The sequence below is a fragment of the Vibrio kanaloae genome (assembly GCF_024347535.1).
In the GTDB taxonomy this organism is placed as follows: domain Bacteria; phylum Pseudomonadota; class Gammaproteobacteria; order Enterobacterales; family Vibrionaceae; genus Vibrio; species Vibrio kanaloae.
This window is the reverse complement of sequence record NZ_AP025497.1, coordinates 2,384,330-2,406,597: the sequence shown is the minus strand read 5'-3', so window position 1 is coordinate 2,406,597 and position 22,268 is coordinate 2,384,330. Positions and strand designations below refer to the sequence as shown.

Below are 22,268 nucleotides of genomic sequence, written 5' to 3'. Positions count from 1 at the left end.
CAATTCGTTATTCAGGTAGTGGGTGAAAGTCACTAAGTTCTGCATTTTCGTCATTTTGCAGTAGGATACTGACACGCTGTTCAGCATCGTTTAGTTTACTTTGACCAGCACGAGCGAGGGAGATACCTCGTTCGAATTTTTTCAGCGCATCATCTAAAGCTAGATCACCATTTTCTAGTTGATCAACCAAGCCATCAAGCTCTTCGATTGCCGCTTCAAAGCTCATATTTTCAGGTTTCTTAGTAGCCATAATAAATCTGCGTTTGGAAAGATGAACGAACGTTACCCTAGGCCGCAGATATGGTCAAATGTAACCAATAAATTTTGCTATAAAGTTCGTTTTTAAGAGGCTTGAACTTACTTTGGTTGAATAACCTTAGCTTTATCGAGTTTATGCGCTATGGATAAGAGTAAAGTAAGCCAATAGTTGTGATTCAAAAACGAAAAGTGTGATACTTAGGCCAAGAATTGACTAAAAGATCTTATAGTCTGGCCGATAAGAAGATTATCGTCGACGTAGAACTACAAAAAGCATGAGGAGTGCTCAGTGGATTTAGCAACCCTAATAGGTTTAATTGGTGGATTTGCCTTTGTAATCATGGCAATGATCCTAGGTGGTAGCCTCGGGATGTTCTATGACACGACATCCATTTTGATCGTGATTGGTGGTTCAACCTTTGTTGTTCTAATGAAGTTCACCATGGGGCAGTTCTTTGGTGCGGCTAAAATTGCTGGTAAAGCATTTATGTTTAAAGCCGATGAGCCTGAAGATCTGATCGCTAAAGTGGTAGAGATGGCTGATGCAGCACGTAAAGGTGGTTTCTTAGCGCTTGAAGAGATGGAAATTAGCAACAGCTTCATGCAAAAGGGCATCGATTTGTTGGTGGATGGCCACGATGGTGATGTGGTTCGTGCTGCACTACAAAAAGATATATCGTTAACCACAGAGCGTCACGAGCAAGGCGCGAAAGTATTTTCTGCCTTTGGTGATGTTGCGCCTGCAATGGGGATGATTGGAACCCTGGTTGGTCTGGTAGCGATGCTTTCGAACATGGATGATCCAAAAGCGATCGGTCCTGCGATGGCGGTAGCACTTTTAACCACGCTTTATGGTGCAATCCTATCGAATATGGTGTTCTTTCCAATTGCAGATAAACTTGCGCTGCGTCGCGACCAAGAAACACTGAACCGTCGTCTGGTTATGGATGGTGTATTAGCGATTCAAGATGGTCAGAACCCACGAGTGATCGATGGTTACCTGAAGAGCTACCTAAATGAAGGTAAACGTACTATTGATGGTGAACCGGCGTAAGAGGAATTGAAGATGGATGAAGAGAATCCATGTAAATGTCCTCCTCCGGGGTTACCTCAATGGATGGGGACATTTGCTGACTTGATGTCACTGCTAATGTGTTTCTTTGTACTGCTACTTTCGTTTTCAGAAATGGATGTATTGAAGTTCAAGCAAATTGCAGGATCGATGAAGTTTGCGTTTGGTGTACAAAATCGTTTGGAAGTGAAAGATATCCCGAAAGGGACCAGCATCATTGCCCAAGAGTTTCGTCCTGGCCGCCCAGAGCCGACACCGATTGATGTGATCATGCAACAGACCATTGATATTACGCAGCAGACGCTAGAGTTTCATGAAGGTGAATCTGATCGAGCGGGCGGTACAATGCGTGACCAAGGCAAGATGACGGGAGGGAAGTCACCAGAAGTTTCCACTCACGATAATCAAAACTCGGAATCGGACCAGCAACAACAGCAAGCTGAAGCTCAATCGCAAGAGATGGAAACCTTGATGGAGAGTATCAAGAAGGCGCTAGAACGGGAAATCGATCAAGGTGCGATTGAGGTGGAAAACCTAGGTCAACAGATCGTTATTCGTATTCGTGAAAAAGGCGCATTCCCATCAGGTTCTGCATTTTTGCAGCCGAAGTTTAGACCTTTAGTCAGACAAGTTGCAGAGTTAGTGAAAGATGTTCCAGGTATTGTTCGAATCTCAGGGCATACTGATAATCAACGGCTTGATTCCGACCTTTATCGCTCTAATTGGGACTTATCATCACAACGAGCAGTCTCTGTCGCTCAAGAGATGGAAAAGGTACGCGGTTTCTCTCATCAACGTTTGAGAGTGCGTGGCATGGCTGATACCGAACCCGTAGAGCCCAATGATACAGAATGGCAACGCAGCCTAAACCGCCGCGTAGAGATCAGTATCATGCAGGGTGAACCACTTTACAGTGAAGAAGTCCCCGTTATTTCTGAGTAGTATCAAGTGATTGAGTGAACCAGAAAGCCCAACTTTATGATGAAGTTGGGCTTTTCTTTCTATTCATTTAGTTTCTTTGTGTTATTGGCTTGTCATCGACTGATTGCGGGTTGGTGCATCTATCAAACTATTGATGGCAAACAGAGGCGCTATTTTTAATAAGGTGCGTATTTATTAATGGTGCCAAAGCCAAGCACTCTTTTCCTTGTTTCACTTTCTCATGTATAATTCGCGCCCTTAGATTTAGATATGATCTACTCTTGCTTAAAGTGCTGTGTAAATTGTCTAATTTACTTGGCGAAGAGCCTTTTAAAAATTTTGAACATTAATGTTGTGAAAGTACTATGAAATTTATTGTTAAGCCCCATCCGGAAATTTTTGTAAAAAGTGAATCGGTGCGTAAGCGCTTCACAAGGATTCTAGAGTGCAACATTCGTAACGTAATTCAGCGTCGCTGTGAAGGAGTTGCGGTATTTAACCGTCGCGACCACATCGAAGTAACATCAGAAAGTGATAAGTACTACTCAGAAGTGTTAGAGGCATTGACTCACACGCCGGGTATTCATCATTCTCTAGAAGTACAACAGTCAGAATTTAAAGACTTACACGATATTTATGAGCAAGTACTAGAACGCAGCCGTGCTGACATTGAAGGCAAGACTTTCTCTGTGCGTGCTAAGCGTCGTGGTAAGCATGACTTTACGTCTATAGAGCTAGAGCGCTACGTAGGCGGTGGCTTAAACCAAGCGGTTGAGTCAGCGAAAGTTCGACTTAAGAACCCTGATGTGACCGTTAAGGTTGAAGTGTCTAACGACAAACTTAACCAAGTACTCGCTCGTCATAAAGGCCTTGGTGGTTTCCCTCTTGGTACTCAAGAAGATCTACTCAGCTTGATCTCTGGCGGCTTCGACTCTGGTGTCTCTAGCTACCTGCACATCAAACGTGGTTCTAAGGTTCACTACTGTTTCTTTAATCTTGGTGGCCCTGCGCACGAGATTGGCGTTAAACAAGTGGCTCACTACCTATGGAACAAATACGGTTCATCGGCAAAAGTGAAGTTCATCTCCGTCGATTTCGAACCAGTTGTTGCTGAGATCCTTGAGAATGTAGAAGACGGCCAAATGGGCGTTGTTCTTAAGCGTATGTTCATGCGTGCTGGTGGTATGGTTGCAGAGCGTTTTGGTATTGAAGCGCTAGTCACAGGTGAAGCACTTGGTCAGGTTTCTAGCCAAACGTTAACCAACCTTCGTCACATCGATAACGTGACAGATACGTTGATCCTTCGTCCGCTTATTAACTGGGACAAAGAAGACATCATCGATCTTTCTCGTATTATTGGTACTGAAGACTTCGCGAAAGTAATGCCAGAGTACTGTGGTGTTATCTCTAAGAAGCCAACCGTGAAAGCGAAGAAAGGCAAGCTTGAAGCAGAAGAAGCCAAGTTTAACTTTGAAGTGCTGGATCAAGTGATTGAGAACGCTCGTGTTATGGATATCCGTGACATTGAGAAAGAGAGCCAAGAGCAAGCGCCTGAAGTGGAACAAGTTGAAGCCGTAGCTGAGCACGCTATCGTTCTTGATATCCGTAGCCCTGACGAAGAAGACGAAAGCCCATTAGAGATTGAGGGTGTTGAAGTTAAGCACATCCCGTTCTTCAAGCTGTCGACTCAGTTTGGCGACCTTGACCAAGCGAAAGAGTACTTGCTGTACTGTGACCGTGGTGTAATGAGCCGTCTACAGGCACTTTACCTACAAGAGCAAGGTTTCCATAACGTTAAGGTTTACCGCCCATAGTGTGGTGTTAACCGAATAGTTAAATATTTGCAAAGCCGCTTACTGAAAAGTAAGCGGCTTTTTTTTGTTTTCTATGATGAATGATTTACAGTCATCAGAAACAGGAGTGAGTTTGGTGTGCTTTATTCTGAAGTGATGGGTTTAGCTGGTTTCTGAGTGGCTGAAAAAGTGTGAGCATCTTGAGCTATTCTGTTACTTTTTAATGCAACTCAATGGTTCTATTTGTATGTGTTCAGTTGATTATTTGAGTGGATGTCTGATTCTGTGATTAACGATGAAAAATAATAAAGATTAATTAGCACAGCTATTGATAAACTTGTTGTTATTTTTCTTTAAACATAAAAAAACACCGCCATAAAGGCGGCGTAAACAAATTTGACAGACAGGTCAAAATAAATACAGGAAATACATGCTTCGTTTCAGTATAGAACTGCAACAAAGCATTTGGTAGAACTCTACCCAACTCGAAAAGAACGAGTTTGCAAACACAACATCACAGGAGCTAAACCAATTGATTCTGGAGAGAATCAAGCCGTTCAGGCTAGCTACTGCGGGATGAAATATAGAATTTCTCTGGCCGCTAGGCAATGGACAAATTATAATGTTTCAGATAAAAAAAACTAATGCTTATTTAGAGAGTAACTATGTCTCGTCGATTACCCCCATTAAACTCATTAAGAGTGTTTGAAGCCGCAGCTCGACACTTGAGTTTTACGCGTGCTGCAGAAGAGTTGTTTGTTACCCAAGCTGCGGTAAGTCACCAGATCAAAGCACTTGAAGAGTTCTTATCTTTGAAGCTTTTTCGTCGAAGAAACCGTTCTTTGTTGCTGACTGAAGAAGGTCAAAGTTACTTCTTAGACATCAAAGATATTTTTACATCATTAGCAGAAGCGACGGATAAAGTGCTTGAGCGAAGTGAAAAGGGCGCCCTCACTATCAGCTTACCACCAAGCTTTGCTATTCAGTGGTTAGTGCCAAGGCTTGCCGATTTTAATCAGCAAGAACCTGATATTGATGTACGAATCAAAGCCGTGGATATGGATGAAGGCTCACTAACGGATGATGTCGATGTAGCAATTTACTATGGTCGAGGTAATTGGCCTGGGCTAAGAGCCGATAAGCTCTATCAAGAATATCTGATTCCTCTTTGTTCTCCTTCGGTGTTACTTGGCACAAAACCATTAGAGTCTCTAAGTGACTTAGCATGTCATACGCTACTGCACGATACCTCTCGAAAGGATTGGAAACAGTTCGCTAAGCAAAATAGTATTGAGGGTGTCAACGTTAATCACGGTCCGATCTTCAGTCACTCAACCATGGTGCTACAAGCGGCAGCCCATGGCCAAGGGATTGCACTGGGCAATAACGTTTTAGCACAACCTGAAATTGAGGCTGGTCGCTTGATCGCGCCATTTGACGAAGTCTTGGTTAGTAAGAATGCTTTCTATGTGGTGTGCCATGAGAAACAAGCCGACATGGGACGCATCGCCACCTTTCGCGACTGGATGCTGGCTAAAGCACAAAGTGAACAAGAGGACTTGCTGGATGAATAACGTCATTATTGATGGTGAAAATAACCCTATCACCTTTATCTTCGCCCATGGTGCGGGTGCAGGTATGGACCATGAGTTCATGCAGTCGGTGGCAAAAGGGTTAGCCTTTAAAGGGATACGAGTTATCCGTTTTAATTTCCCTTACATGATTAAACGTGCTGAAGATGGCAAGCGTCGTCCACCTGACAGAGCCCCTAAGCTGCTTGAAGCCTACCAAGAGATTATCGAGCAATGTGATGCTGATAGGCTTGTGATTGGTGGTAAGTCGATGGGAGGGCGTATGGCGAGCCATTTGTCTGAATTGGATAAAGTGGCTGCGATGGCGTGTTTGGGGTTCCCTTTCCATCCGCCGGGTAAGCCTGAGAAATATAAGGGCGATCACTTGGCTGAGTTAGCAAAGCCGTGTTTCATCTTACAAGGTGAGCGCGATACCTTTGGTAAGCGTGAAGAATTTGCTGACTTTAACCTATCTGATTCAATTCGAGTCGAATTTATTCCCGATGGCGACCACAGCTTCAAGCCGCGTAAAAGCTCTGGTTACACAGAACAGCAGAACATTGCCTTAACCGTTGAGAAGCTCTCTTCATTTATTAAAGAGGTGCTCAATGAGAAGTAAGTATTTACTCACTATCGCGGGTGTTTCGGGGGCGATTGCCGTGATGCTTGGTGCTTTCGCCGCGCACGGTTTGAAAGCTATCTTGCCTGGGTATCTTTTGAGTGTGTTTGAGACCGGTGTTCAATACCAATTTATCCATACGCTCGCGATATTGGCTTGTGGTGCGTTACTACAGGTGAAACTTGGCGCTAAATCACAAAAATATTTTTTCATTGCGGCAATTTGCTTTATCATCGGCATCCTTTGTTTTAGTGGCAGCCTTTATGGGTTAGCGCTGACAGGAATAAAATGGTTTGGCCCTATAACTCCTTTTGGTGGTCTACTATTTATCATTGGTTGGGGAGTCTTCTCCTTCGCTGCTTTGAATATAAAAGAGGTAACTCAGTGAAACACGTACTACTTTATTGTCGCTCTGGTTTTGAAAAAGAATGTGCTGGCGAAATTCAAGACAAGGCAACACAACTGGAAGTGTTTGGTTTTCCTCGCTTAAAGAGCAATACAGGTTTTGTATTGTTTGAATGTTACCAAGCAGGTGAAGCTGATAAGCTGATCAAAGAGATCGATTTTCAAACGCTGATCTTTGCTCGCCAAATGCTGGCAGTGGCTGTAGAAATTAAAGACCTGCCAATCAATGATCGTATATCTCCAATTCTTGAGGCGCTTTCTGAACAAGAAGGTTTCCCACGATGTGGTGATATCCGTATCGAAACACCAGATACTAACGAAGCTAAAGAGCTTTTGAAGTTTTGCCGTAAGTTCACTGTGCCTATGCGTCAAGCAATGCGTGGTAAAGGCTTGATGACTGCGAAAGATAACGCTAAGAAGCCAGTGCTTCACTTGTGCTTTATCGCTCCAGGCCATTGCTTTGTTGGTTACTCTTACCCAACCAATAACTCACAGTTCTTCATGGGCATTCCTCGTTTGAAATTCCCATCAGATGCCCCAAGCCGTTCTACATTGAAGCTAGAAGAAGCATTCCACGTATTCATCCCTCGTGATGAGTGGGACGAACGTCTAGCTCCGGGGATGTGGGGTGTGGATTTAGGTGCGTGTCCAGGTGGTTGGACTTACCAATTGGTTAAGCGTTCGATGTTCGTTCACTGTGTTGATAATGGCATGATGGCAGATAGCTTAATGCAAACGGGTCAAGTTAAGCACCACATGGTGGATGGTTTTAAGTTCGAACCTGACCGTAAGAACGTAACGTGGATTATTTGTGACATGGTTGAGAAGCCAGCTCGTGTTGCTCACTTAATGGGTGAATGGATCATCAAAGGTTGGGCGAAAGAAGCACTGTTCAATCTTAAACTGCCGATGAAAGGCCGTTACGATGAAGTACTGCAGGATATCGAGAACCTAAAAGTGTTCCTTATTGAGAACAAAGTGAAGTTCAAGATGCAAGCTAAGCATCTTTACCATGATCGCGAAGAGATTACGGTGCATATTCAATCACTTTCAAATATCTCACCACACTAATATTATTGTTAGTGCCAGTGATAAAGAAAATGCTCCTTTAAGGGGCATTTTTAGTTTCTGAGTCGGTGCATCATAGAGAATTAAGCGTTTGCTTCGTAGCGAATATCTTGCAGGTTAAACCCTAAGTTAATATCGGTCTTTAAGGCTGAAACCAACTTGCAGGTACGTGCGGATTCGATATGTTCATCGAATTTTTTACGATATTTCTTTGGTAGTTCTTCAGATTGGAATGCCGTTTCGATATCCGGGTAGGTGGTCAATATCTCTTTGGCTGCTTTTGGCCCAATACCTGGGATCCCCGGAACTTGACTTGAGCTTACTCCTGCTAATCCCCAATAATCAGCGAGTTGTTCAGGGTTGACACCAAATTCAGCTTCAATGAAGGGTTTGTCCAACCAGCGGTGTTGGAAGTAATCACGGATCTGTAGTGTTGGTGATAATAGTTGGCAATAGCCCTTATCCGTAGAGATTATAGTGACCTTTTCTCCATGATCAGCCACTTTCTTGGCGAGGGTTGCCACCAAATCATCCGCCTCATCTCCATCGGATAGCAGAGAGTCAATGCCTAGTTCCCACCATGCTTGCTGGATCGCATCGAGGCCTTTCATTAATGGCTCTGGCATCGGCTTACGGTTTTGCTTGTAAGTAGGCAGAATTTCAGCACGCCAGCCTCGATCTTGCTCATGATGATCAAATACTGCGATGATATGAGTTGGCTGCGACTCATTTAAAATTCGATTTAAAGTTTGCGTGGTTGTGGTGATGGTTCTTGCTATATCGGCTGGGTCCGGCTGAACTGAGTGCACGCGTCGGATGAGGTTTAAAGCATCGATAATAACAAGATGGATAGACATAAGTTTCCAATAAATAAGGGGTTGCTAGCCCCCTTATAGTACCGTATCACTTCGTGAGTTGAAACGTTAGCGACGTAAACGTCATGACTTGTTCATTTGTCTGTGGTGAATGGCTTGCTATCGGATATTTGGCGCAATTTTATAACAAGGAACGTAGTCCGTGTCGCCCGGTAATTTCATCCTATGTTGTTCCACAAAGTCATTCAGCAGCAGATCCATTTTGGTCATCAGTTCTTTATCGCCATCAATGAGGAATGGACCGTATTTTTCTATCTCTCGAATACTTTCGGCTTTGACATTACCAGCCACAATTCCTGAGAACGCTTTACGTAAATTAGCCGCAAGGCTTTCTTTTCTTTGGTCCATGTGAAGGTCGAGTGCCGCCATAGATTCATGAGTAGGAGCGAATGGCAGTTGGAACTCTGGTTCAATATGCAGTGACCAGTTGTAGCTGTATGCATCGCCGGTCTCTTTACGGTGTGAACGTACGTTCGACATGGCTTGTTTCATGATCTTAGCGGCGCGCGCTGGGTCATCAATCACAATTTCGTAGTGTTTCTGTGCTTCTTCCCCTAAGGTTTCACTGATGAACTTATCAATCGAACGGAAGTAAGCTTCGCTCTCTTTCGAGCCTGTCAAAACAATAGGCATAGGTTGATCGGCATTATTTGGGTGCATCATGATCCCTAAGATGTACAACAGCTCTTCGGCAGTACCAGGGCCGCCAGGGAAAATAATGATACCATGTGCCATACGAACGAAGGCTTCGAGACGTTTCTCTATGTCTGGCATGATCACCAGTTCGTTTACTATGGGATTTGGTGGCTCGGCTGCAATGATTGAAGGTTCGGTAAGCCCTAAATAACGATGGTTAGTATAACGCTGCTTAGCGTGGCCAATTGCAGCGCCTTTCATTGGGCCTTCCATAGCGCCCGGTCCACAACCAGTACAAATGTTCAGTTCTCGTAAACCTAATTCATTGCCGACTTCGCGAGTGTATTGATATTCAGTCGCGTTAATCGAGTGACCACCCCAACAAACAATGAGGTTCGGTTCAATGCCTTGAGTTAGAGCTCCCGCGTTTCTCAAAATACTAAATACAAGGTTAGTGATGTGGGTGGCATTGGTTAGGTTGAGTCGCTGGTTGTCGGCCAAATGCATATTGACGTAAACAATGTCACGCAGCACTGAAAACAGGTGTTCTTGGATACCCTTGATGATTGCGCCATCGACGAAGGCATTCTCGGGTGGGTTGCTCAATTCGAGTTTAATGCCACGCTCTCGACGCAGTACTTCAACATCAAACGATTGATATTTGTCGAGCAACTCCTTGGCGTTGTCGGTGTGGCTACCTGAGTTGAGTACGGCTAATGTACAGTTACGATACAGTTGGTACAGATCGCTAGATGCAGTTTTCTTAAGGCGCTCAACTTCAAGTTGAGAAAGTAAGTCCATGCTACCAGTAGGGCTAATATGAGTAATCATAATGCCTCCTTGCTGAAAAGAGCTGAGGCGACTTTGAAGTGACCCTCTAGCTCGAGAGTGAGAAGCAAACGTTGAAAGTGTTTGGTTAAAGGTGAGAGAGTTAACCAGACGAAACGGATACGACAGCGTTGCTTAATGGATTATATAAACTTGCTTAAGAGCGTATATACAGCATTGCTTGCCAAGAATGTTTGTTAAGCGAATGTAATCATTAGCTTAGCAAACATTGAGGAAATTAGTATGTGATAAGTATTTGAAAAAATGAAATAAATTAAATTTGGAGCTGGATTAGTACCGAACAAGTTGGTTTGTACCGCGTTGTTTTGCTTTATTTAACGTTTTATTTAGTCTCTCTAATACTTCTTCTGGTGTATCTGACTCTTTAAATTGAGTACTTGCAGCACACAAAGTAATAGTGATCTGCTGGTCTCGGAATTTAAATGGTAGGCGGCTAACTTGAGTTTGGATATTTTGAATCAATTGATGGCAGTATTCATCGGTTTGCTCTGGTAGCAATAAGATAAACTCTTCACCAGAAAAACGAGCTACGGTATCGGTAGTCCCCGTTTCTTTGGTGATGGTTCTTGCGATGACCTTGAGTGCTTTGTCACCAGCCGTATAGCCAAAACTATCGTTAATGGCTTTGAAGTTATCGATGTCCAGTAGTACCACTTGTAGTGCATGTTGCGCGCGAATCCAACGGCGATATTCAAGCTCTAAGCGATCGGTAAAGGCCGTTCGATTGTAGACTTTAGTCAGAGGGTCAAGCAGCATTCGCTGAGCCTGATCTTCCAAACGTTTTCGGTAATCCTGAGTCACCTCATAGAGAGAGTCTAACTGAGTTTTTCCATAACTCATTCTCTCTATCAGAGCTTGTTCTTTCTGCTCTGCGTGATTAAGCCTTTCTGAAAGGGAGGCGATTTCACGAAGCAAAGGGTTTATCGACTGCTTTAAATTATCAATGTCCGTAGCTTTATCAACAGAATTCAGGCTCTTAGTTACAAGATGGTTTAACTCAGAATTTAGACCTTGGCGGTGTTCAAAGTAGCTTTGGCTTTGGTCTGCATTTTGGTCTGCTGTTTTGATACTGGAAGCGAGTGATGTGTTGAGTTGCTCGATAAATTGCTCAGATTTTTTTCGTTCTAAGTTGGTGCCTTCGATAACCTGTTTGAGGATCTGAAGTGTTAGTTCAAGTAGGTTTTGTACTGAAACACCAAGCAGCAACTTCGCTCGAATATCGGTAAGCAGATCGCCTGATTCACCTTCGAAGTCGAGTTCAGTAATCAGATGTTGTAACTCTGTCGATAAATCGGAAAGTAATTCTTGCTCGGGCGTTTGTGTAGCTTCGGCAAAATGAGTCGGTGAGTTATTTGCCATAATCTTTATGGCACGTTCATAAATGCTGAGGAGTTTCATGGCATGATCGACTTTCTGGCTGCCATTGCATTCAGAGAAACTCAGTAAGTTACGTAGGTCGCGTTTTAGCTGAGCGGGAAGTCCAGTTATACGTTGTAACGTCTCACCACTGTGCTTAATACTATCGTCTAGATACCCGTTCTGTTTATCCATAGCCAACGTTTTCTGCTTAAGCATCCTCTCTAAGACTGCCAACTTTGGGATCATTGAGCTAATGTCTTTTTGATTTTCTAACTCTTCTCTAAGAGCAATGAGGTTTTCATCTAAATGACTGTTACTACCAACACACGCCTTACTCAAAGATGTGACAATACGCTTTAGAACTTTCTGCTCTCTCATAAACTTGAACGAGGTGTCTCTTTGCGTCAAACGAACTTGCTCTAACTGAAACTTCAGTTGGTGGAGTTGCGCCTGAATGTCTTTTTCAAGAATGCCCATAGATGTATTAATTAGCGCCGCGTAGATCGATCATGATCATGTAGTGAAGTTCCATTGCAGCAATAATAACAAAACTAAAAATAAGGTCACGACTTACCAGTATTAACCGCTCGCAAATCAGTCATCTTTTAGCATTTTTTTGATGTTGTCCTCATTCTGGTACGACGATTGTATTTTAATTAACCCTTGATTTATCGCATGTTTACACGCTTCTCTTATGTTACCAGTTGCAAGGCTAGCTGCGGGAGCATTATCGATAGCTTTTAGGTATACCCATTGGCTACTGCGCTCTTTTAAGCTGATTTCACGTGCTAGGTTAGTCGACATTAATAGTACATCTAGCAGTTCCTGGTCATTTATCGCGGTATAAGCGCGTGGTAAGAACGGGTAGTCAGCGATGCCCATACGGACAATTCGATTGATGTTACGCTCTGGCTCAAAGTTATTAACCCAAGATTGAATCTTGATGAATATTGCTTCTGGTGATAAATCACGGTCTGAGTTTGGTTCAATATAAAGCAGGTTTGAATCAGAAAAGTGGTAGACGCGAGCCGGACCTTCAAGCTTCGATTTAAGGAACTCACCGAAAGCATTTTCTAGTTCTAAGCCTGCTTTATAACCATTCTGTGTGTACATGTTCCGTAGGAAAGGTAAATCAATCATCACGAAGCGTAAACGATCGTTCAGTGGTTCATAAATCAATTCACCCAGTTGCCACTGTTCGAAGGTATGACTGGTTTGTTCTAAGGCGTTAGACAGTTTCGCATTGAGCATTCTTAAATTTGGAAGCTTCGAGCGTGAGTGCGTAAAGAGGTCTGTACGAAGTGAGTCCACTTCCTTGGCTAAGGTTTGGATAAGATAACCTCTACGAAGCACAAAGAAGAACAGAATAATACTGAACAAGAAGAGGGCAAACGATATTTTCTGGAACTTACGATGCTCCAATTTGAATTTATCTAGCTCCTGCTCTTGGCCTGCATAGTGAAGGGTTTGTTCTGCAAACTCTTTCTGTTGGCGGAATGCATCTTCACCAACACGGTTGAGTTGTTGCTGCTCTAAAGAGACAAGACTATTATATTGCTTGAGGTTTGCTAAGGCTTGTTGAGGGTGACCTGCTTGCTCATAACCTAAAGAGAGTAAGTAGTATGAGCGTTGTGACAGGTGCATGTTCTCTACTTGGCGCGAGATCTCAAGTGCACGCGTTGCATGTTTGATCACATCTTCGCTCTCTTGTAGGTGGTAAGCCAATCCAGCCGAGAGTAGGGCAGCGCGACCTTCCAGGTTTGGAATGTCGGTGTATTCTAACAGTTCAAGGGCACGGGTTAGGTACTGCTCTGCAAGAGGGTAGTTATAAAGACGTAAGTAGGTTGCCGATAAACTTAGACGAATATCAATGACTTGGTAGATATCTCGCTCGGTACTCTCGTGATCAAGAACATTAAAAAAATGCACGAGAGCCAGGTTATATTTACCTTGCAAGAAGTATACATCTCCCATTTGATTAAGCACTTGTGCCAACACCGGTGAGTTTTCAAAGTTGTCATAGAAGTCAGCGGCTTGAGAAAGGTGTTCTAATGCCTTGTCTAGCACTTGGCGTTCAAAGAAAAGTTGCGCAAGTAGGCGGTTTACTTTGGCCAAGCGTGCGCTTAGGTTTCCTTCTATTGATTTCCAGTAGCCATACAGCAATTCTGATAGTGCGTGGTTATATTCCTTGTGAGTTAGATAAAACTCTCCGACTGCGATGTGATAGTCGATGGTAACCTTTTCAGAATAGCGCTGATCTAGATAGGCTTTTGCTTCTTGGTAGAACTTCTCAGCTTCGTCGATTTTGTTGTCGTACGAGGCGATATCGGCTTTCAACATGATCAAACGATAGGTGATGCCTTCTGCTAAGAGTAACGTTTTATTTTCCGACTCTAGGTTCGCTTCGATGCTAGTAAGTTCAGCTTTTGCTTTGGCTGATTCTCTATCACTGAGCCAGAGTAACTTAACTTTTAAGATTTGAAGATCCAGTTTGAGGTACTCAAGTTTATAGGTTTTTGCGAGCCCAGACGCCTTGTCTATATGCTGAATCGCAGTACGACTGTTACCAAGGTTGTACTCTGCTTTTGCTAAGATCTTATAGGCATCGATACTGCTATTTGGTGTTCTAATCGAAGAATCTGTTTCTTCACGAGAAATCGCCGAAGGGCTTTTTTCGCGTTGATCTGAAAGGACACGCAGTGTTAGGTAGCTGTTAGCCATTTTTTTTGCTTGGTTTGGCTCGATCTCGACCAAGTTATTGGCTTCATTGAGCAGCGCTGACGAATAAATCGATGCATTAACCGATGTACTTAAGCTTAAAATAAATAGACTAACAACGTATAACCAACGCATTTCAATGTCCCTTTAATAATTAGTTAGGTTCAAGTAAGTGTGGGTGGTTCACGCCTGATTATTGGCGTGCCATACGTTTATTGTGACTTGGTCTATCTTGCTCAGTTGAACGATATGGGTTGATATCTAGGCCGCCACGACGTGTGTAACGTGCAAACACAGTTAGCTTCGAGGGTTCGCAGTGTTTCATAATATCAGTAAATATACGCTCAACACATTGTTCGTGGAATTCGTTGTGCTCACGGAAAGAAACTAAATAGCGTAGCAGTGCTTCACGATTAATTTGCTTACCTGAATACTCGATCTCAACGCTACCCCAATCGGGCTGATTGGTGATTAAACAGTTCGACTTCAATAGGTGGCTGTGCAGTGTTTCTTCAACGCCTTGTTCGCCAGCAGCGCCTTCAAGCAATGAGGCGTCAAAATCATAGCTGGTGATCTTGATGTCTTGGTTGTCGATACAGTCACCTTTCATCGTTACGATAGGCTGGTTAGTGTAGTCGGTGACCGAGTTTACATTCACAGTCACCGTCTCGCCTGCACATGCTGACAAATCTTGAGTTAGACGCTCTGTCACTTGATTCCAGTTTTCGAATTGAGTCTGGTTATAGCTGTTTAGATACAGCTTGAAAGATTTTGATTCAATTAAATTTGGACTCGTTGCTGGGATGAAAACTTCACCTACGGCCACTTGTGGTAGGCCATTGCTGTTTAACCACGAAAGTTCGTACATCGTCCAAATATCATGACCAACAAAAGGCAACTCACCGTTTAGCGCAAGATCATCACGATTTAGGCTGCGAGGTACTGGTTGCAATAAACTTGCATCGTATTGGTTAGCGTACTCAGTTTTTTCACCTAGGGTTAAACCCGTTAGCTCTTTTGCGTCAGAATATTTGCTCATACTTTCGTTTCAAATTCGATTAGAATGGGGACGATTTTACTGAATCCCCATTACCCTGTCATTAAGTCATCGCTTAATCGGAACGGAAAGGGTTCGGATTCTATTTATTATTTTGTGTTTAGGAGATTTTCATGACTCAACGTGCTCAAGACGCACTACTTTCTTTTAGTCAGCGATACGTTGACGCGTGGCAACAGCAACACCAAAGTTTACCTCGCAATGAGGAACTGGTGGACGTGGTATCGCCATGTGTAGAAGAAAAGAGCGGCGACGCCGTGTTGTGGAAGCACTATCCACGTGATCAGTTCGCTGATTTCACCAACGTTGAAACCGGCATTGAATTGACGTTACATGAAGACATCAAAACTTTCTACGGTTCGCAATACAGTGCGGATATGAATGCGACCTTTGACGGTAATGAGCTGACTTTATTACAGATTTGGAGTGATGAAGACTTCGAATGCCTACAAGAAAACATCTTAGGTCACCTAGTGACTCAACGTCGCTTAAAGCTAAAGCCTACGGTTTTCATCGCAGCAACCGACGCTGAACTGGATGTTATCTCTATCTGCAACCTAACGGGCAACGTGATTCTAGAGCGCTTAGGCACCAAAAATCGTGATGTATTAGCCGAGACATTGGCAGCGTTTTTAGCAAAGTTACAACCAGCGGTATAAATAGATGTACGTACTAGAACTTCAATTTGAGTGTTTTGATAACACAACGGTAAGCGCTGTCGACAAGGCTGTTAATGGCTTAATGGATGCACTTCGTTACAACGGTCAAGTGTTGGGTCGTGAGTTTCCTATCGTGATGGGTGATGGCGAATTTTATGTTCGTGTTGTCTGCCCAGAACAAGATAGTTTACACCCACGTAACCATTCAGACTTCGTAAAAGTCTGTTTTGAGCGCTTGTCTAACGCGAGCTTGCTTACGCCTAAAATGCGCTTGCTTGGTCGAGACCTTAACTCTGAAGAAGTGGCTGAAGACGAAGCGCCTAGCTGGCAGGTGCTTTACACGACGTTCGTTCATACCTGTTCACCGTTGCGTAGTGGCGATAGCTTGCTACCAATCCCTTTGTATCGCAATCCACCTACATTCAATGGCGACCATAAAGCGGTATTGAAATGGCAGACAGAATGGCAAGCCTGTGATGAAGTTCAAATGGGCGGGGGTTGCCGTGCTGAACATGCAACGCTGACCGAGATCAGTGATACCAAAAGCGTATTATTTAAACGTGGTTGGGGCTTAAGAGGGCGCATCGAATATCTGACTAAGATCCCAACTTACTACTACTTATACCGTGTGGGTGGCATCAGCTTAAAAGCTGAAAAAGAGCGTAAGTGTCCGCAATGTGGTGGTGAATGGCTGCTAGATGCGCCGATCCACGATGTTTTCTATTTCAAGTGTGATGATTGCCGTCTGGTATCAAACATCTCTTGGGATCATCTTAAGTAATCTATAAAGCTTAATTTGCGATTCAAGGTATCGAAGTGTTAGTCAATACTTCGATACCTTGAATCGCCCCTCAATTTTTCTCCCTGTTAGCTTCTCGTTTGTTGCTCTTTTTAACTCTCTATATTGGTCGTTAATCAGTATTTAGCTTGCCAATAATTATCGAACCTATTTTTGTCTCTAAATGTGCTCATTCCGTGCTGTATGTCTCTCTCTGTATCACTCAAATATTCACCGGAATAATCCAACGCTCATCAACTTTTCGTTACCTCAATAGTTAACCTGATCACAATAATCAACCAGTTCTCTTTCAATTTATATTCTGCTCAATATAAATGGGATCGATCCCATGGGAATGTTCCCATTTATAAAAATAACGTAATTCTAGATCTGAAAGGAATGGACGATGAAACTGTTACCTATTGCTGCTGCACTCTCTACTGCTTTACTTACACCTAATTTATACGCTGATGAAACCACGCCATTGGAGTTTAATGGCTACATGCGCGGCGGCGTTGGCCTGAGTAATGAAGGTGGTTCAAATAGTAAATGGGAAGTGAGTAAAGTTGGACGACTCGGCAACGAAAATGACCTGTATGGTGAGTTTGGTTTTAGAAAAGAGGTGTATGCCGAGGACGACGTTTCATTTTTAGTTGATTCCATGTTGTCGTACTGGCAAGGCCAAGATGAGAACGCGGCGGATAAAAGCGTGGATGTAGTTCAACTGAATGTTCAAGCGGTAGGGCTTTTTGAAGATAAAGACATTGGTATTTGGGCGGGTGAGCGCTACTACCAACGCCATGATGTACACATCGTTGATAACTATTATTGGGATGTAAGCGGTATTGGTGCGGGTGTTGAACACATCAATATGGGACCAGGTAAATTATCGGTGGCTCTGATTCAAGATACAGTGACAGGCGATGTATTTGATGGCAAAGAGACTACAGCTATGATTGCTGATATACGCTATGCGGGTATTCCATTGTGGAACAATGCGGATCTTGAGGTCGGTATTGATATGAACTTCGCCAATGAAAAGCAGGGTCAAACGGTGGACGCGGATGATAGCGTGATGCTGACAGCCAGCCTAAATCAAAACCTTAATGGTGGCTTCAACAAAACCATTCTTCAAGTTGCTAACTCTGGTTATGCCGAACAGATGACAACCTTTGGTACAGGTAAGGGTATCGTTCGTGATGCAAACAACAACGATGCTGATGGCTTCCGATTGATTAACTGGGGTGTGCTTGCTATCGGTGAGAACATCGAGTTTGGGCACACGGTTCGTTATGCGGCGTCAACGGGCGTTGGTGCAAATAACAGTGATGATGAGTCGTTCAGTGCAGTAATCCGTCCGCTTTATAAGTGGGACAAGCGTATGCGTACCATTCTTGAAATTGGCGGTTTTGTTGAAACGATTGATAACCAAGATGGCGCGGGTGGCAAGTTTACAGTGGCTCAGGCTTGGGTACCGCAAGTGGGTTTCTGGTCGCGTCCTGAATTCCGTATCTTTGCGACTTACCTAAATGATGCTGAAAATGACAATGCTTTCGGTGAAGGTAAAAACAGTGAAATGAGTGTCGGTATGCAAGTGGAAGCTTGGTGGTAAGCCGAGTCTTTCTCGTGAGTTGTCATTAATAAAAAGGGCTGACGCTAAGTCAGCCCTTTTGGGTCTTTGTTATAGTGCGGTGCTAAGTGTCGGTAATTACCAACCTTTAACTAAACCACCTTGGAAAATATCATAAGCAGCGTTGTACACTTCTTCAGTTTGGTAAGCCTTTACGAAGTTTTGTACATTTTCCGCATTTAGGTTCTCTTCACGAGAAACAATTAGGTTTACGTATGGTGAATCTTTGTCTTCAACAAATACACCATCTTTTTGTGGAGTTAGGTTGATTGAGCTTGCGTAAGTTGTATTGATGATAGATAGAGTTACATCATCCAGAGAGCGCGGTAGCTGCGCAGCGTCTAGTTCAACAATCGTTAGGTTTTTAGGGTTGCTAACTATGTCACGAACTGTCGCGAGAAGACCGGCATCTTCGCTAAGCTCAAGCAGACCTTGTTGCTCAAGAAGCAGGAGAGAGCGACCTAGGTTTGTTGGATCGTTTGGTACTGCGATACGAGCACCATCTTGAATGTCGTCTACTGATTTCACTTCTTTTGAGTAGCCAGCAATTGGATAAACAAAGGTGTTACCAGCGATAGTCAGTTTGTAACCACGATCGGCAACTTGTTGTTCTAGGTATGGTGCGTGTTGAAATGCATTGATGTCGATAGAGCCGTCATCTAGCGCTGCGTTTGGTGTTACATAATCAGTAAAGGTCACTAACTCAACATCCAAGCCGTATTGCTCTTTCGCTACTTTCGCAGCAACTTCAGCAACTTGTGCTTCAGCCCCTGCAATTACGCCGACTTTGATTTTTGAAGTGTCGACTTCTTTATCGCCACAACCTGCTAGTACTAGCGCTGAAGCTGCTGCTGCGATAGTAAGTAAACCTTTAAGGTTAAATTTCATAATAATCTCCTTTTAATAAATCTATTTAATTTGGTTCAAACGACGCTTGGTCTTAGATTGTTTGCGTTTAAACGCTGAGTCTTTATCTGTGGTCAACGCGGCGAACTAATGAATCACCGATTGATTGAATAATTTGTACCAGCACAATCAACATCACTACCGTCACAGCCATGATGGTGACATCGTAGCGGTGGAATCCGTAACGAATGGCAACATCACCCAGGCCACCGCCGCCCACAGTACCTGCCATTGCTGAGTAACTCACAAGCGTTACTAGTGTGATTGTGACTGAGTTGATGATCGTCGGTAGTGCTTCAGGAAGCAGAACCTTATTGATTATTTGTGTTGGTGTTGCGCCCATTGACTGAGCAGCTTCCACTAGACCTGTTGGCACTTCAAGTAGTGCACTCTCGATAAGTCGAGCTACGAATGGGATAGCCCCAATTGTTAATGGAACAATTGCTGCTGTTGTCCCGATAAAGGTACCGATCAACATCTTAGTCAGTGGGATAATCGCCACCATCAGCACTAAGAAAGGCACTGAACGACCTACGTTGACAACTGCACCTAGAGTCTTGTTTAGCTTGGTGTTCTCAAGTAAACCACCTTTCTTGGTTGTGTGTAGAATCACGCCTAATGGGATACCGACAGCAAAACCAACAATGCCAGCAACAGCAACCATGTACAGCGTTTCGCCTGTTGCGCCTAGTAGAAGGTTACCGTTCAAGCTGATCCAGTCAGCAATCTCGTTGAAACTAAAGGACATAACCAAGCACCTCTACTTTTACATTGTTGTCGCGTAGGAATTGGATAGCAGCATTATCATCGGCTTCATTACCGAATAGCTCGGCAACCATCATGCCGAATTTTACACCGCCAGCGTAATCAAGATCAGAGCTTAATATACTGACATCGATATTAAATTTTCGTGCAATCTGCGTCATCAGCGGAGCATCAACCGTTGCGCCCGTAAACTCAAGGCGTACCAGTGGATAGCTGCTGTTTACACGAGTCTCTTGCAAACGCGCTTGGTAATCTTCAGGAATCGTCAGATCCAGCGTTGAACGAATAAATTGATGCGCCAGTTCTGTTTTAGGGTGTGCGAATATGTCACCCACAGTCCCTTTTTCGACAAGCTCGCCGCCACCAATGATGGCGACTTCGTGACAGATGTTTTTAACCACATCCATTTCGTGAGTAATCAATAGAATCGTGATGCTTAGCTTACGGTTGATTTTTCGTAGCAGCTCAAGAATCGATTGAGTGGTTGCTGGATCCAGAGCACTGGTTGCTTCATCACAAAGCAGTACTTTTGGGTCTGATGCTAATGCACGAGCAATCGCGACACGTTGCTTTTGACCACCACTCAAATTCGCTGGATAAGTATCGCGTTTGTCTGCAAGGCCAACAAGATCGAGTAACTCACTCACTTTCGCTTCAATAGCCGCTTTATCTCTACCGGCAAGCTCTAAAGGCAGTGCTACATTGTTAAATACAGTACGAGAAGACAACAGATTGAAGTGCTGGAAGATCATACCTATGTTACGGCGCGCTTCGCTTAGTTCAGACTTGCTGAGTTTTGTTAGGTCGATACCGTCAACAATCACTTCACCTGAAGTCGGGGCTTCTAACATGTTTACACAACGGATCAGGGTGCTTTTACCTGCACCTGAAGAGCCGATGACTCCGAAGATTTGACCTTGAGGTATGTGGAGGTTGATATCAATTAAGGCATTGATTTCTTTAGTGCCTTGATAAAAAACCTTATTGACTTGATTCACTTTAATCATAGAGAAACCCGTGCAGATAGAACAGAATAATATGTCGATAGCTCGCTCGATTTACAGACGATGCTATGGTGTTCTATGATCTAAGTCAATAGATATTTTTACGTCTAGACGGCTAAACGTAAGTGGTGTTATTTAAGGTGGAAACCGTTTTTTAACAAGTGCAGAAATAAATAGATAGTGATGAAGCAAATAAAGCGTGTAATAATTAATGATTAATAGAGCGTTGATAGAGAACTGAATTTTGTCTAAACCTGCTGTTTTTTTAGATCGTGATGGTGTGATTAACGTTGATCACGGCTACGTACATGATGAGCATGACTTTGAATACATCGACGGTGTGTTTGAAGCGGCGAAAGCGTTTAAAGATATGGGTTATTTATTGGTGCTAGTGACTAACCAGTCAGGTATTGCTCGTGGCATGTTTAGCGAAGACCGTTTTCTTTCTCTGACGCAGTGGATGGATTGGAACTTTGTTGATAATGGTGTCGAGCTTGATGGCATCTATTACTGTCCTCACCACGCTGAACACGGTATCGGTGACTACAAGCAAGATTGTGAATGTCGTAAACCAAAGCCAGGCATGTTCATTTCTGCTCGTGACTTTCTGAAAATTGATATGGCTAATTCAGTCATGATCGGCGATAAAGCTGAAGACATGATGGCTGCAGAGGCAGCAGGAGTTGGCACTAAAGTATTGGTGAGAACCGGCAAGCCAATCACTGAAAAGGGTGAAGCGCTAGCTAGCGTAGTACTTGATAGCATTAAAGACGTACCCGCTTTCTTAAAAGGTTAAGCGTTTCATTGAGCACTAAGGTCATGTACCTATCCTTAAAAAGCACCTAATTGTTACTAGGGTTTATACTGTTTAAGAAGATAAGTATCGTGTCTATATAAAGATGAGGAACGAAGTATGAAAGCTATGTTAGTAGCATCTCTATGTACGGTAGCATTAATCGGGTGCTCTAAGTCAGCAGCCCCTGATAGTGAAGCATCGAATAATCAGTTCATGACTTATCAATGTGAGTCTGATGTTTCGTTTGAAGTAGCTTACCTTGATAATGAAAAAGCGGTCTTACGTTTGCTTGACGATGAATATCGTCTGACTCAGGTACCGGCAGGTTCAGGAACCAAATATATTCTAGATGATGGCACTGCAGAGGTAGTTAACAACATCACTTTGCGTACTAAAGGTGACAATGCACGTCTAGAACTTGGTCGTGTTGTGTATCGAAATTGTCAAAAGTAAGTCATCGTAAGAACGACTAGGATTTACATACAGTTAAGTGAGGGAATCTACCCTCACTTTTTCTCTTTTCTCTTTT

Annotated in this window: 21 protein-coding genes; 12 read left to right on the top strand and 9 right to left on the bottom strand. The window is 43.4% G+C overall.

From position 1 onward, the window contains the following. Positions 1–7 precede the first annotated feature (7 nt). Positions 8–250, bottom strand: coding sequence for an exodeoxyribonuclease VII small subunit (gene xseB, locus OCV24_RS10905; protein WP_029626968.1), 243 nt, complete (start codon positions 248–250; stop codon positions 8–10). Between the two features lie 297 nt (positions 251–547). Between xseB and pomA the strand changes: the two genes are divergently transcribed. From pomA to rlmM, 7 genes are all read left to right on the top strand, one after another. Next, positions 548–1,312: a flagellar motor protein PomA gene (pomA, locus tag OCV24_RS10900; protein ID WP_017056260.1), complete on the top strand. Its 765-nt coding sequence runs from the start codon at positions 548–550 to the stop codon at positions 1,310–1,312. A gap of 12 nt (positions 1,313–1,324) precedes the next feature. Then, positions 1,325–2,272 carry a flagellar motor protein MotB gene (locus OCV24_RS10895; RefSeq protein ID WP_017056261.1) on the top strand — a complete coding sequence of 316 codons (948 nt, stop codon included), beginning with the start codon at positions 1,325–1,327 and terminating at the stop codon, positions 2,270–2,272. A gap of 344 nt (positions 2,273–2,616) precedes the next feature. Beyond that, positions 2,617–4,065, top strand: a complete 1,449-nt coding sequence (gene thiI / locus OCV24_RS10890) for a tRNA uracil 4-sulfurtransferase ThiI (RefSeq protein WP_017056262.1) — start codon at positions 2,617–2,619, stop codon at positions 4,063–4,065. Between the two features lie 644 nt (positions 4,066–4,709). Further along, a complete protein-coding gene (locus OCV24_RS10885) occupies positions 4,710–5,618 on the top strand; it encodes a transcriptional regulator GcvA (RefSeq protein WP_017056263.1) in 909 nt (302 codons plus the stop codon). Beyond that, on the top strand, positions 5,611–6,234 hold the full coding sequence (locus OCV24_RS10880) for an alpha/beta fold hydrolase (RefSeq protein WP_046223685.1): 624 nt from the start codon (positions 5,611–5,613) through the stop codon (positions 6,232–6,234). Before OCV24_RS10885 ends, OCV24_RS10880 begins: the two co-directional genes overlap by 8 nt. Then, positions 6,224–6,622, top strand: a complete 399-nt coding sequence (locus tag OCV24_RS10875; RefSeq protein ID WP_136978702.1) for a DUF423 domain-containing protein — start codon at positions 6,224–6,226, stop codon at positions 6,620–6,622. The genes OCV24_RS10880 and OCV24_RS10875 overlap by 11 nt, the downstream gene beginning before the upstream one ends. After that, entirely contained in the window at positions 6,619–7,710 is a 1,092-nt protein-coding gene (rlmM, locus tag OCV24_RS10870; RefSeq protein WP_017056266.1) for a 23S rRNA (cytidine(2498)-2'-O)-methyltransferase RlmM, read from the top strand. Before OCV24_RS10875 ends, rlmM begins: the two co-directional genes overlap by 4 nt. 80 nt (positions 7,711–7,790) lie before the next feature. Here rlmM and xni read toward each other — a convergent pair whose 3' ends face one another. The 5 genes from xni to queF all read right to left on the bottom strand — a co-directional run bounded on the left by xni (position 7,791) and on the right by queF (position 15,183). After that, complete coding sequence (gene xni / locus OCV24_RS10865; RefSeq protein WP_136978700.1) at positions 7,791–8,564, bottom strand: flap endonuclease Xni; 774 nt, start codon at positions 8,562–8,564, stop codon at positions 7,791–7,793. Between the two features lie 117 nt (positions 8,565–8,681). Further along, on the bottom strand, positions 8,682–10,049 hold the full coding sequence (gene ppnN / locus OCV24_RS10860) for a nucleotide 5'-monophosphate nucleosidase PpnN (protein ID WP_046223690.1): 1,368 nt from the start codon (positions 10,047–10,049) through the stop codon (positions 8,682–8,684). A gap of 288 nt (positions 10,050–10,337) precedes the next feature. Then, positions 10,338–11,903, bottom strand: coding sequence for a GGDEF domain-containing protein (locus tag OCV24_RS10855; RefSeq protein ID WP_017056269.1), 1,566 nt, complete (start codon positions 11,901–11,903; stop codon positions 10,338–10,340). A 117-nt stretch (positions 11,904–12,020) separates the two neighbouring features. After that, positions 12,021–14,279, bottom strand: a complete 2,259-nt coding sequence (locus tag OCV24_RS10850) for a tetratricopeptide repeat protein (protein ID WP_017056270.1) — start codon at positions 14,277–14,279, stop codon at positions 12,021–12,023. A gap of 58 nt (positions 14,280–14,337) precedes the next feature. Next, the gene (queF, locus tag OCV24_RS10845) at positions 14,338–15,183 is read right to left on the bottom strand and encodes an NADPH-dependent 7-cyano-7-deazaguanine reductase QueF (protein ID WP_017056271.1); all 846 of its coding nucleotides are present in this window, start codon (positions 15,181–15,183) and stop codon (positions 14,338–14,340) included. A 131-nt stretch (positions 15,184–15,314) separates the two neighbouring features. On the opposite strand from queF, the gene syd reads away from it, so the two are divergent. The 3 genes from syd to OCV24_RS10830 all read left to right on the top strand — a co-directional run bounded on the left by syd (position 15,315) and on the right by OCV24_RS10830 (position 18,250). Beyond that, a complete protein-coding gene (syd, locus tag OCV24_RS10840) occupies positions 15,315–15,860 on the top strand; it encodes a SecY-interacting protein (RefSeq protein ID WP_017056272.1) in 546 nt (181 codons plus the stop codon). Between the two features lie 4 nt (positions 15,861–15,864). After that, positions 15,865–16,641, top strand: a complete 777-nt coding sequence (locus OCV24_RS10835; RefSeq protein ID WP_017056273.1) for a Zn-ribbon-containing protein — start codon at positions 15,865–15,867, stop codon at positions 16,639–16,641. A 403-nt stretch (positions 16,642–17,044) separates the two neighbouring features. Then, entirely contained in the window at positions 17,045–18,250 is a 1,206-nt protein-coding gene (locus tag OCV24_RS10830; protein ID WP_017056274.1) for a carbohydrate porin, read from the top strand. Between the two features lie 96 nt (positions 18,251–18,346). Here the strand turns inward: OCV24_RS10830 and metQ are convergent, their stop codons facing one another. The 3 genes from metQ to metN all read right to left on the bottom strand — a co-directional run bounded on the left by metQ (position 18,347) and on the right by metN (position 20,946). Further along, positions 18,347–19,156 carry a methionine ABC transporter substrate-binding lipoprotein MetQ gene (metQ, locus tag OCV24_RS10825; RefSeq protein WP_046223694.1) on the bottom strand — a complete coding sequence of 270 codons (810 nt, stop codon included), beginning with the start codon at positions 19,154–19,156 and terminating at the stop codon, positions 18,347–18,349. Between the two features lie 82 nt (positions 19,157–19,238). Further along, a complete protein-coding gene (locus OCV24_RS10820) occupies positions 19,239–19,922 on the bottom strand; it encodes a methionine ABC transporter permease (protein WP_017056276.1) in 684 nt (227 codons plus the stop codon). After that, complete coding sequence (metN, locus tag OCV24_RS10815; protein ID WP_017056277.1) at positions 19,912–20,946, bottom strand: methionine ABC transporter ATP-binding protein MetN; 1,035 nt, start codon at positions 20,944–20,946, stop codon at positions 19,912–19,914. Before metN ends, OCV24_RS10820 begins: the two co-directional genes overlap by 11 nt. Positions 20,947–21,187: 241 nt before the next feature. Here metN and gmhB point away from each other — a divergent pair, with 241 nt between their 5' ends. Then, a complete protein-coding gene (gene gmhB / locus OCV24_RS10810) occupies positions 21,188–21,739 on the top strand; it encodes a D-glycero-beta-D-manno-heptose 1,7-bisphosphate 7-phosphatase (RefSeq protein WP_060468351.1) in 552 nt (183 codons plus the stop codon). 117 nt (positions 21,740–21,856) lie between these two features. Next, on the top strand, positions 21,857–22,192 hold the full coding sequence (locus OCV24_RS10805) for an MliC family protein (protein ID WP_046223695.1): 336 nt from the start codon (positions 21,857–21,859) through the stop codon (positions 22,190–22,192). Positions 22,193–22,268 lie beyond the last annotated feature (76 nt).

Bases quoted from the DNA above. Each gene is read 5' to 3' on its own strand.
- OCV24_RS10855 (WP_017056269.1), bottom strand. From the start codon at position 11,903: ATGGGCATTCTTGAAAAAGACATTCAGGCGCAACTCCACCAACTGAAG.
- xseB (WP_029626968.1), bottom strand. From the start codon at position 250: ATGGCTACTAAGAAACCTGAAAATATGAGCTTTGAAGCGGCAATCGAA.
- OCV24_RS10875 (WP_136978702.1), top strand. From the start codon at position 6,224: ATGAGAAGTAAGTATTTACTCACTATCGCGGGTGTTTCGGGGGCGATT.
- thiI (WP_017056262.1), top strand. From the start codon at position 2,617: ATGAAATTTATTGTTAAGCCCCATCCGGAAATTTTTGTAAAAAGTGAA.
- OCV24_RS10880 (WP_046223685.1), top strand. From the start codon at position 5,611: ATGAATAACGTCATTATTGATGGTGAAAATAACCCTATCACCTTTATC.
- OCV24_RS10835 (WP_017056273.1), top strand. From the start codon at position 15,865: ATGTACGTACTAGAACTTCAATTTGAGTGTTTTGATAACACAACGGTA.
- metQ (WP_046223694.1), bottom strand. From the start codon at position 19,156: ATGAAATTTAACCTTAAAGGTTTACTTACTATCGCAGCAGCAGCTTCA.
- OCV24_RS10830 (WP_017056274.1), top strand. From the start codon at position 17,045: ATGAAACTGTTACCTATTGCTGCTGCACTCTCTACTGCTTTACTTACA.
- OCV24_RS10895 (WP_017056261.1), top strand. From the start codon at position 1,325: ATGGATGAAGAGAATCCATGTAAATGTCCTCCTCCGGGGTTACCTCAA.
- OCV24_RS10820 (WP_017056276.1), bottom strand. From the start codon at position 19,922: ATGTCCTTTAGTTTCAACGAGATTGCTGACTGGATCAGCTTGAACGGT.
- ppnN (WP_046223690.1), bottom strand. From the start codon at position 10,049: ATGATTACTCATATTAGCCCTACTGGTAGCATGGACTTACTTTCTCAA.
- OCV24_RS10885 (WP_017056263.1), top strand. From the start codon at position 4,710: ATGTCTCGTCGATTACCCCCATTAAACTCATTAAGAGTGTTTGAAGCC.
- syd (WP_017056272.1), top strand. From the start codon at position 15,315: ATGACTCAACGTGCTCAAGACGCACTACTTTCTTTTAGTCAGCGATAC.
- OCV24_RS10805 (WP_046223695.1), top strand. From the start codon at position 21,857: ATGAAAGCTATGTTAGTAGCATCTCTATGTACGGTAGCATTAATCGGG.
- OCV24_RS10850 (WP_017056270.1), bottom strand. From the start codon at position 14,279: ATGCGTTGGTTATACGTTGTTAGTCTATTTATTTTAAGCTTAAGTACA.
- xni (WP_136978700.1), bottom strand. From the start codon at position 8,564: ATGTCTATCCATCTTGTTATTATCGATGCTTTAAACCTCATCCGACGC.
- metN (WP_017056277.1), bottom strand. From the start codon at position 20,946: ATGATTAAAGTGAATCAAGTCAATAAGGTTTTTTATCAAGGCACTAAA.
- queF (WP_017056271.1), bottom strand. From the start codon at position 15,183: ATGAGCAAATATTCTGACGCAAAAGAGCTAACGGGTTTAACCCTAGGT.